The 9,632-nt window shown below is 40.1% G+C and carries 7 protein-coding genes and 1 pseudogene; 1 reads left to right on the forward strand and 7 read right to left on the reverse strand.

The genetic code is table 11. The features are described 5' to 3' along the window. From PGQ38_RS16865 to PGQ38_RS20195, 6 genes are all read right to left on the reverse strand, one after another. A partial coding sequence (locus PGQ38_RS16865; protein WP_330674530.1) for an ATP-binding protein occupies positions 1-701 on the reverse strand: 701 nt, incomplete at its 3' end. A 12-nt stretch (positions 702-713) separates the two neighbouring features. Beyond that, complete coding sequence (locus PGQ38_RS16870) at positions 714-1,568, reverse strand: histidine kinase dimerization/phospho-acceptor domain-containing protein (RefSeq protein ID WP_270432730.1); 855 nt, start codon at positions 1,566-1,568, stop codon at positions 714-716. Further along, positions 1,498-2,004 (reverse strand): transporter substrate-binding domain-containing protein, encoded by a 507-nt coding sequence (locus PGQ38_RS16875; protein WP_270432732.1) that lies wholly within the window; start codon positions 2,002-2,004, stop codon positions 1,498-1,500. The genes PGQ38_RS16870 and PGQ38_RS16875 overlap by 71 nt, the downstream gene beginning before the upstream one ends. A gap of 43 nt (positions 2,005-2,047) precedes the next feature. Further along, positions 2,048-4,828 carry a response regulator gene (locus PGQ38_RS16880; protein WP_270432734.1) on the reverse strand — a complete coding sequence of 927 codons (2,781 nt, stop codon included), beginning with the start codon at positions 4,826-4,828 and terminating at the stop codon, positions 2,048-2,050. A gap of 47 nt (positions 4,829-4,875) precedes the next feature. Continuing rightward, positions 4,876-6,375: a response regulator gene (locus PGQ38_RS16885; protein ID WP_270432738.1), complete on the reverse strand. Its 1,500-nt coding sequence runs from the start codon at positions 6,373-6,375 to the stop codon at positions 4,876-4,878. A 165-nt stretch (positions 6,376-6,540) separates the two neighbouring features. Next, a complete protein-coding gene (locus tag PGQ38_RS20195; protein ID WP_334304079.1) occupies positions 6,541-6,681 on the reverse strand; it encodes a DUF6783 domain-containing protein in 141 nt (46 codons plus the stop codon). Between PGQ38_RS20195 and PGQ38_RS20200 the strand changes: the two are divergent. Beyond that, positions 6,619-6,792 (forward strand): annotated as a pseudogene (locus PGQ38_RS20200) (DUF6783 domain-containing protein); the annotation flags it as partial. The gene PGQ38_RS20195 and the pseudogene PGQ38_RS20200 sit on opposite strands and share 63 nt — an antisense overlap. On the opposite strand, the gene PGQ38_RS16890 reads toward PGQ38_RS20200, so the two are convergent. Then, the coding region (locus PGQ38_RS16890) for a transporter substrate-binding domain-containing protein (RefSeq protein ID WP_270432740.1) at positions 6,758-9,632 on the reverse strand (2,875 nt) is incomplete at its 5' end. The pseudogene PGQ38_RS20200 and the gene PGQ38_RS16890 sit on opposite strands and share 35 nt — an antisense overlap.

Genomic DNA, 9,632 nt, shown 5'->3' on the forward strand with positions numbered 1-9,632 from the left:
AAAGCATTTGCTGTCATGGCAATAATCGGGAGCTCTGCCTTTCTTTTATCCTGTAAATTTCTGATACATTTGGTTGCCTTATAGCCGTCCATATTCGGCATCTGGATATCCATCAAAATCATATCATAAGTTCCGGCCGGCATCTGCTCTATTTGATTTACACACTGTATGCCATCTTCCACCCGGTCAATGACAAGCCCTGTTTCTTCAAGTATTGCAATTGCTATTTCTGCATTCAGGTCATTATCCTCTGCCAGTAAAATATGTTTTCCACGTAAACGGATTTTCATATCCGCGGCATCTGTTTTTTCTGATTTCTGCCCGTAATAGTTTTCGTCAGCCTTTTTTTGTGTCAGGATAAGGGTAAACACTGTTCCTTTTCCCAGTTCACTTTTCACGTCTATGCTGCCGCCCATCAGATCCACATATTTTTTTACAATTGCCATTCCAAGACCTGTACCTGCAACTTTACCAACGGTCGTATTCCGTTCCCTTGAGAAGGAATCAAACAGAGTTGGAAGAAATTCTTTGCTCATTCCGATTCCTGTATCACGAACCTCTATCTGAATTTTCACAGAATTCTCCTGTTCACATGGAAACTCCTGTACAGCGACCGTAACGGTTCCTCCTGCCGGTGTATATTTAACTGCATTACTGATCAGGTTTACCAGAATCTGTTTTGTTTTTGTAATGTCACACAGTACATGCTGATGCTACACCTGTGTTTCAAATATAAGGTTCAATCCTTTTTGGTCAGCCTGCGGTTCAAATACACTTTTTATCTCATCCACAGTCTGATCAATCCGGGCATAGCTTTCATCCAGTTCCACTCTGCCACTTTCAATACGAGCCATATCAAGTACATTATTGATAATTGCCAGCAAAAGATTTCCAGACTGTTCGACCGCCCTCTGATAATGAAGCAGCTTCGGATCTGTCAGTTCTTTTTTCATCAGCTGGTTATACCCAAGTAATGCATTCATCGGTGTACGGATATCGTGGGACATATTGAAAAGAAACGCAGACTTCGCAGCATTTGCATTTTCTGCCTGTGTCTGGGATTCTCTTGCCTTCATCTCAGCAGCTTTTGCCTTTTTCAGCAAATAAATGAACATTCCCAGTATCAGTACAAATACCAGAGAAAACATAATGATAACCATCAGGAAATTATCCTTCACAAAATCAGTAAACGTAACTCTTTTTAAAGAATCTTCATACATGGCTACTGCTCCTGTCAGCTTTGAAGTCTGGATGGATTTCAAAGTCTTATTCAGGATTGACATAAGGATCGTATTTCCCTTGTCTACTGCAAATGATGTATTTGCTGTTTTGGTCAGAAACACACTGTGCATTTTTTTGTCATTGACATACTTCATTGCCTGTCCGGACCTGGCGATAAAACAGTCTGCTTTCCCCTTACGTACTGCCTGCTCCGCGTCTTTTATCGAATTATATTCTTTAATATTCCAGTCTGGATAATTATAAGTAACATACCATTTATATTTGGAATTTTCTTTTGCGATAGCAACCGTATTTTCTGCACTTATCTGAATTTGCCAGATCTGCATACAGATAATATTTTTCTTCTCCCATAGGCATGTCGGAAAAGAGCATTGTTTTTGCACGTTCATCCGTATAGGACAGAGAACTCATCAGGTCAATCTCACCATTCTGCAGCTTTTTCAACAATTCTTCCCAATTGCCAGTGACATAGTCATAATCCCATCCGGTATAGGCAGAAACCGCCTGCTCATACTCATATCCATAACCACTCCGACTTCCATTTTTGTCTGTGATATGATAAGAATCTTCATACCATGCCGCTTTCACCACCTCGGATTGTGGTTTCGCTGTTACATTTGTCTTAGTTGTCTCTGTCGCATCAATATCTTCATCTAAATCTGCCGCCCTGACCGGGGCTGCCAGAAACACAACACAAAGAATACTGCACAACAAAAGACTTCCATATTGCCGCATCCTGCTCTTATTTTTGTTACTCATCATTTTTCTTCCTTTTCTGGCAATCGAATTTGTCTTACTGTAGTTTCTACTTTAAAACCATTTGCAACGTATCCTCTATTTTTTTACTGTCAATAGGTTTTGCAATATGTGCATTCATTCCGGCATCTATGCAGTTCCTGATATCATCCTGAAATGCATTAGCTGTCATGGCAATGATTGGTATCTCTTTTGTATCCATACGGTTCAATGTCCTTATCTGTCTGGTTGCTTCTAATCCATCCATTACCGGCATCATAATGTCCATAAAAATAAAATCAAATCTGCCTGGAACGGATCGGGAAACAATATCCACAGCCTCCTTGCCATTTTCTGCCGTAGTCACAACCATCTTTTCATCCTCCAGCAGCATTTTTGCAATTTCCAGATTAAGCTCATTATCCTCAACTAATAATACACCCTTACCCGACAGATCAGGCTTTTCCTCTTTTTTTTGCTGTTCCTTCTCAGCATTATGATCAATCTCAAGTGGTATCGTGACGGTAAACGTTGTACCTACATTTTCTTTACTTTCCAGTTTGATTGTTCCGTTCATCCTGTCCACAATATCTTTTACAATAGAAAGTCCAAGTCCGGCACCACTATATCCACTCGTTGTTTCTTTTCCTTCCCGGGCATAGGATTCAAATGCATGTTTCTGAAATTCTTCACTCATACCAAGTCCCGTATCGGAACATACAAATTCAAAAACTGCCGTCTTGTCATCACTTGAAATCTCATTGAAATACAGGATTACTTTACCACCTCTTCGGTTATATTTAACGGCATTTCCGGCAAGATTCATAAGAAGACGGTTTAGATATTCCTCACTGCCAATAAAATATCTGTGATGAAAAGTACTCATGGAAACTCCGCCTTCAAAGCTGATACCATACTCCTTTGCATTTATCTCAACAATCGAAATCTGTTTTGCAAGCATCGCAATCAGATCAAAAGGCTTGTGTTCCAACTGCAATGTTCCGGATTCTACTCTTCCGATATCCAGGACATTATTCAGAAGAGACTGCAGATAGTCCATCGATTGCATTACCTTCGCTTTACATTCATACAGTTTTTCCTTATCGCCACAATAACGCTCTGATATATTGATCATCCCAATAATTCCATTTAAAGGTGTCCGGATATCGTGGCTCATATGTCTCAAAAAATCTGTCTTTGCACTATTCGCCTTTTCTGCCTGCTTCTGTGCCTCTTTTGCCTTTTTCTCTGCAATTCTGGCTTTTTGGAGTAATCCAAGTATCAGTATCAGCACGATCAAAAAAGCAGATACAACAAGCACCGTAAAGCCCCAGAAATTGTCCCTTATAAACTCCCTTACCGTAACTTTCTTCAGATTACTGTCATACATATACACAGCATTGGAGAATTTTGAAGCAGACATTGTTTTTATAGTCTTATTCAGGACAGACAGCAGCATGCTGTTTCCACGTCTGACTGCAAATGACACCATACCGTACTTTTCCAGAAAAACACTATGCAGTTTATTATCATCGGAATATTGTTCCAACTTGCCTGAGTCCATAATCATGCAGTCTGCTTTTCCATTATAAACAGCCTTCTTTGCATCCTTCCATGTAGCATATTCCTTCACATGCCACTGTGGATAATTGTAGGAAACATAAGACTTCAAATCACTGTCTTCTCTTGGTATCGCAACCGTATTTTCAGCATTTTCATCAAAACTATTTTTAACCGTTGCAGCCGCCATATTATACTTCCAGACAGTATCTGTTAAATCATAGCCCAGATCTTCGGCAGCATTCGTATTTTGCATCACATGAAAAATCATATCAATTTCTCCATCATGCAACGCTTTTTGCATATTCTCTTGTGAATCATAGCCCTTCAGGTCAAATTTCAAAGTCTGTCCTTCCAGGCAGTTTTGCGCAAGCTGGGTGTAATCCATGATCAGGCCGCTCACTTTTCCGGTTTCTGTATCAAGAGTACTGACCCCGCCATCGTTTATCAAATAACCGATTTTGATCGTTCCATGCTCTGACAGCCATTTATGTTCTTCTCCCGTCAGAAAATAAACGCTGTCCGCTGACAGAAACAGCTTATGCAGTTCATCTGCATAATAAGGATCATCATCTGTGATCCTTCGCATAGCATTATCCAGCTCTGCCTTTAAATCAGAATGACTCTGGCCGATTGCAAAATATATTTTTGAACTTCCGATATTCGTTACGGCCGCCATTCCGTACCCATCCAGACGGGAATCCTCTAACGATACAAAAGCGTCAATTTCTCCGTCTGCAATTTTTTTCACACCATCCTCAGGATTTGAAACATTGACATGCTGTGTATGCAGATCATATTTCTTTTCCCACTCGTTCAATACCATTTCCGGCAGGTAATCCATAAGCACTCCAATCTTTTTCCCATTAAAAGATGCAGTGTCTGAGGATGAGATGTCTGTATGATCGAGTTTTGCGAAGACATAATATCTTTCGTCTCCCATTGGAATACCGGAAAAAAGCATATTCTCTGCCCGTTCCTCCGTATAAGAGATTCCTTCTATCATATCCAGCTCATCATTTTTTAATTTGTCGAAACAATTTTCCCATGTACAATCTACATATTCATAGTTCCACCCGGTATAACCTGCGATTTTCTGCAGATATTCATAGCCGTATCCGCTTCTTTTTCCATTTCCATTTATCTTATCATATGTATCTTCCGGTACACCAATCCTGACAACTCTCTCTTTCTGATTTTCTGCTGCAAAAGCATAAACCGGACAGATTGAAAAAAGGATGTAACTGCACAATATAATAATGATACCCCTTTGCAATACTGATTTATTCATTTTTATCCCTTTACATGGCATTGTAATTACACTAAATTTGCATTTTTCTATTTTACAGGATCAAAATACCCGATAATTCCAATATAGCCATCTTTTTTTAATGGAGTCCACAATGTGTGCAGTTTCAGATTATACATTTGTCTTTTGTTTTCAAGTCTTGCTTTTATCTGTAATGAAATTTCTTTATTCTTTATTGAGGTCTGCTCCAACAAATCTATGATATTTTGAATATCTTCTTCACTCACTTCAAACACTTTGAATAAATCAATTCCCGGATCATCTTTCTGGTATATCATCTTCTGTTTTTCATTTATTATAGTTAATTGGCCCGAACTTGCATTGTAATCAATCGAATTTATGCCACTGTTCGCTTTGAAGAAATCGATTTTTTCCTGCATGACCTTGACAAGACTTTGTGAATATATCTGGTTCGGTAAGAATTTATCACTAAGTATTTCATTCGAAAGTCTCTGTATTTCATGATAATGTTTATTATCATCCGTCTCTTTACCAGGCATTTTTGAAAGCTGAATACCCAGTTCTTTCAGGCACTTAAGAAGGATGGGATTAAATTGTCCACATTGCCCATCCAGGATCATTTGAATCGCTGTGTCATGATCAAATGCTTTCTTATAACATCTTTCACTTGTAAGTGCGTCATAAACATCGACAATTGATACCACCTGTGCAGAGATTGGTATTTCTTCACCTTTCAAGCCATCCGGATAACCCTTTCCGTCCCATCTTTCATGGTGCCATCTGCTGATTTCCCATGCAGTATGCACCAGTGGATGATCTTGCGGAAAGTCCATATCCTTAATTATAACTGCGCCAAGCTCACTATGAGTTTTCATAATTTGAAATTCTTCATCTGTAAGTCTGCCTGGCTTATTCAATATTTCTTCCGGAATACGAATCTTACCAATATCATGAAGGGAAGAAGCAGTTGTAATCAAAGCAATATCTGCCTCTGTCAAAGGATAAGCATCTGTTACTTTTACCAGTTGTCTCAGCATCATCTCCGTTGCTGTTTTTATATGCAGGATGTGTTCTCTGCTCTCGCTATTACGGGACCCCAATATATTACTCATAATCCGGATCATGATATTATTATTTTCTTCTTTTTCGTAAACCTGATCATAAACCACATTTATCAGATGCTTTTGATTCATATAGAGGCCCAAAGTATTCTGAACTCTTTTCTTTACAATCACAGAATCAAATGGTCGTGTGATATAATCCGTGATTCCCAGCTCATATGCTTTACGCATAGTATCAACAGCATCTTCAGAAGATATCATGATTACAGGAGTTTCAGCAATACACTGGCTTCTTTTCATTATTTTCAAAACTTCAAAACCATTCATCTGTGGCATATTGATGTCCAAAAGCATCAGATCAATTCCAATATTTTCTCCTATCATCTGGATTGCCTGATTACCATTTTCAGCTTCCAGATAATTATAAGTTTCTCCGAGAATCTCCTTCAATATGTCCCTGTTTAATTTTGAATCATCTACAATCAGGATTTTTTGTCTTTTATCCATATTTTTTATTTCCTTTATCCACTCGTTTTTTATGATCTTCCAAGCACTTGATTCAAGACAGAAAGTCATGTCGCATCACTTAATGCTACAGTCCCTTCTTAATTTCTTCAATCGTCAACTCATATACTTCTTTTCCTCCAATAGCTTCATAGCACTCTCGCATTGTCATATTCTAGAGCGTGTTTGAAAAATCATTCCTGCAATCTGCACGCCCCACTTTGCGGTATATTTCACCCGAATTCGGTTGCCGTAGCCCGCTACGGCGCCCTCATCCGGGTGAAATCTCCCACAAATTGTGACGCACATCTTGCAGAAAGCCTTTTTCAAACACGCTCTAGTCCTCCTGTCAATTGTATTCCACTAATTCATGAACATCTGCTAATCAATTATGTATATACCTTAAAATCGTTTTTATAACTTCATCAATCACAATCGGCTTTGACAAATGTGCATTCATTCCTGCATCCAGTGATGCCTGAACATCTTCAGCAAATGAATTGGCTGTCATTGCTATAATAGGAATGTTTTTTCCATCCGGTCTGTCATTCATCGCCCTGATTGCTTTTGCCGCTTCATAACCGTTCATTTCAGGCATCATGATATCCATCAGGATTACATCAAATGTGCCTTCCGGATGATTCCTGAAAATCTCAACAGCATTCTTTCCATCTACAGCTCTTTCTACATTCATTCCAAACTCTTCCAGCTGCACGGTCGTAATTTCTGCATTCAGCTCATTATCCTCTGCAAGAAGGACTTTCACACCTGTAAGATTTACCTTTTCAGAAAAACCTGTGTCTGACTTATTACATTCCTTATCTGTAATTTCCAGAGGAATATCCACAGTAAAAGTGATTCCCTCATGCTTTTTGCTTTGCACGGAAATGGTTCCACCCATCATATCTACATACTTCTTTACGATAGCCATCCCCAGTCCAGCTCCATGGTACTGCGTTCTCACATCGGAATCTTCCTGTGCAAATTCCTCAAAAACTTCTTTTGTAAATTCCTCACTCATGCCAATACCAGTATCCGAAATGCGGTAATGCATATTTATATATCCATCCCCGCCCTTTTCCTGACACCGGGCTTCAAATGTAATCGTCCCTCCATCCGGAGTGAACTTCACGGCATTGCTCAGAATATTAACCAGCACATCTCGCAGACGTACAGGATCCACAAGTACATTTGGGATCTTTACTTCTTCACGCTGGATCTTAAAGCTGATATCCCTGTTCGTAAGAAAGCCTTTTGTAATATCCAGTGCAGAATCTGTGATACTTTTCAAATCTGCCGGTACCGGATTGTATTTCACTTTTCCACTTTCCACGCGAGTCAGATCTAATACATCATTGATCAGCGACAGTAAATACTCTGAACTTTCATCAATCTTTTCCAGACAATTTTTCACTTCGTCTGAAGGATTTTTTTTCATTGCAATACCGGTAAATCCCATGATTGCATTCATCGGTGTTCTCATATCATGGGACATATGTGACAGAAATGCTGTTTTTGCCTTGTTTGCAGCCTGTGCATGCTCTGCCAGTTCCGCCATTTCCTCAGCTTTCTCCTGGTCCGCCTTCTGAGCTTTTTTTCTTGCACTGAGACGCACCATTATCACAGCCATAGCAGTCAGCAGCCATCCAAAAATAAGAAGAACCCAAACAGTAACAGCAGGATGCAGACGGATCCAGTCAACAAATGTCAGCTCTGTTGCTTTGTATGTGGTATACTGTGCTGCAAGATCTTCAACAAGATTTTGGGGCATGGCATACATTGCTTTCGTCAGAATACCAGCCAGCGCATGGTTCTCAGTTGATGAAATTACCATGCGGTAGGTGAATGTAGGCTGTTCCAGCAGAGTATATGTCATGGTGCCCGTAGTGTCACTGTTCACAAACGCCTGTGCCATGTAATAGTAGACGAAGGCAGCATCTGCTTTACCCTCACGGACAGCTTCCATCATTTCCTGTCGGGTACTGCACATCAGTTTTTCTGCACCGGGTGCCATTGCATCTTCAATTGAATTTGATGCTGTCTGGTCAACAGTAGCAACAACATTAATTTTTCCATCAAAGTCACGCCGTGTCACCCTTGCCAGCTGCATCGTAATGAAAGGTGCAGTAATCCCCCATTTTTTCGTCTCAGCATAGTTATCTGTTTCCAGGCGTGCATCGATGCTCATATCTGTGGTTTCCGTATTTTTCTGATAAGCAATATACTCATCTCTGGTAGCAGGTGTAAGAAACTCATAGGAAATCCCGGCATAGTCTGCAATTTTCCGGAAGTAATCCGGGATAATACCCTTCATCTCACCATTTTCATTATAAGAATATGGATAACGGGTCGGATCACACAGAACATGAAGCGGGTTGTCCTTGGAATACTGTGAAATAATACTTTTTTCTTTCTCCGTATATTCCAGATTCTTAGTTTCTATGCTTTCATAATTTTTATTGTAAAGCGTCGTTTTCCAGTCACCCTCAACCGCATTCATCTGATCGATCGCATAATTGATCTCATTCAGCAATTCTGTATTGCCCTTTTTAACAATGACATAGAAATCGCTGCTGCCAAATTTCTCCACGATTCGCTCATTGTTTGTTTTTCTCAGAGAACTGGTAACAATCGCATCAACTTTTTCGCTCTGAAGGGCTTCATTCATTTCTGTGGTCGTATCAAAATAAGATGGAACATATGTAAATCCTTTGTCGTCTGCAAAATCCGCAAACTCTTCATTCCGGGTGTTTCCGTTCAAAAGCGCCACACGCATACCGTTGTAAGTGCTGTAATTGCCGTCCACAATCGTGCTGTTGTCACTGCGGACGGTCAGCATCCCATAATTGGTTCCGATCGGACGTGAAAAATCAAACTTTTCTTCTCTGTCCGGTGTTTTGCGGGCAGATGTTACCATGTCAATCTCGCCATCTTCAAGCATCTGCTGCATATCATCCCAGCTCTGATCGTATCCAACATATTCGTAATCTACATCCCAATAACGAGCCATCAGCCGAAGAAAATCATAGCCATACCCGCTGCGGTTGCCTTCTTCATCCATCACATGATAACCATCCATGGCAAAGAAACCGACTTTGACAGTTTCATGCTGCGAACTGTCCTCGGCTGCATATGCAGTCTGGGGAGAAAATATCATACACACGCATACAAAAGCCAGTAATACTGCCACATATTTCTTTGCTCTCGAAATCATATTAAATCTCCTGTCTGTCTGTCTGTCTGTCTGTCTGTCTGTCTGT

Origin of the sequence: Blautia faecis (assembly GCF_027662325.1) — a bacterium.
Taxonomy (GTDB): Bacteria; Bacillota; Clostridia; order Lachnospirales; family Lachnospiraceae; genus Blautia_A; species Blautia_A faecis.